The sequence below is a fragment of the Vibrio sp. 2096 genome, from assembly GCF_033339595.1.
GTDB classification, from domain to species: domain Bacteria; phylum Pseudomonadota; class Gammaproteobacteria; order Enterobacterales; family Vibrionaceae; genus Vibrio; species Vibrio alginolyticus.
Genome location: NZ_JAWOUX010000062.1, coordinates 1 through 1,358 on the forward strand (window position 1 = coordinate 1; position 1,358 = coordinate 1,358).

General features: G+C 29.5%; 2 protein-coding genes. Both read left to right on the forward strand.

Annotated features, from left to right (window positions below; all coding sequences use genetic code 11):
* A partial coding sequence (locus tag R7Q41_RS24040) for a replication initiation factor domain-containing protein (protein WP_318144710.1) occupies positions 1-679 on the forward strand: 679 nt, incomplete at its 5' end.
* 447 nt (positions 680-1,126) lie between these two features.
* On the forward strand, positions 1,127-1,333 hold the full coding sequence (locus R7Q41_RS24045) for a hypothetical protein (protein WP_000947848.1): 207 nt from the start codon (positions 1,127-1,129) through the stop codon (positions 1,331-1,333).
* Positions 1,334-1,358: the final 25 nt, after the last annotated feature.

Here is a 1,358-nt window from a genome sequence, read left to right on the forward strand (position 1 = left end):
GAAAAATGATCGTTTGTTGAAAGATGTTAGATTTGAATTTAATCCTAAGCATATGGCATATAATCGTGTGGTTGATGAGGCGATACGATTAGTGTTGGGATTGTTAGAAAATATTGAAGTTACAGGTATACATATAGCTTGTGATTATCCAGTTAAAATTGCAGATTTAAAAATAAAAGATTTGTCTAGTAAATCAGAATGTATTTATTTGGATAGAGATAAAAAAATAGAAACGATGTACATTGGTAAACGAGGTTCGGATAATCATCTTTGTATCTATAATAAAAAAAGAGAGAATGAAGAAAATGAAACTTTAGATCAGTATCCTGATGTTGAACATGTAACACGTTTTGAAGCTCGTTTGCGTAAGAAGAAAGCGAAAGAATGGATAGATTCGGAATATAATCCGTTTGATTCGATAATTGTTGGAGATTTAGAAAAAGTAGATAACAGTAAAATTAAGGTGAACGATCGTATTGTTTTAGAGGCTATCATGAATGATTATCATGGTCGTTATTTTGGGATGATGGATAAGGATCAAAAGAGTAATTGGAGAAAGAAAATAAAACAACATGTTCCTAAGTTGTTTGATGTTGCTGGGGATTATGAAAAGAAAAAAGTTCTACTAACTGGAGAATTAGCAGAACTCATGAAAAATAAACCTAGTAAGCAAAAATAAAAGTTGAATTTAAAAAGATATACTTACAATCCTTTCGAGTGTTGGCGCACTTGGAAGGATTTTTTTATGGTTTAGAACTTAAATTTAGTTTTGAGAATAACTACGTCTATTATTGCATGTATACCGTATATTATTCATTTTAATGACTTTTATATTGATTGTCATCAAAGAAAAATAACCCAAAAAGGGTGCGGTTTTTTATATATATAAAACATATAACCCTACCGTTCATAAATTATATATATTTTTATGAACGTTTGCAAATGATTTTAGGGACTTTTTGAGACACTTGTTTTTGGCTTTATGATGCGTTTATCAGTTATTTGAGACTACTTTTTGATACGGTTACTTTTGGAACTGTCTCTTTTGTATTGCGTTAATTTTAGGGCTTCATTGATGCTATGATGGTGTAATGGGCTAATATTAAGGTGATTACTGGGGGCTTTTATGTTGAGTGAACAAGTCATATATTATTGGAATGATGAATTACAGTATTATTATTTAGCTGAAAAAAAGAATGGCAGCTATAAATTTGTACAACCGTTAAAAAAATTAGAATTAGATGATATTAGTGATCCGTTAGAAAGAGAACAAATGAAAAAAATGCTAGAGATAAAAAAACGGATGTCAGAAACAAAAGGTAATTGGTTTTAAAAAAAGAAAGACAAAATGTCTTTCT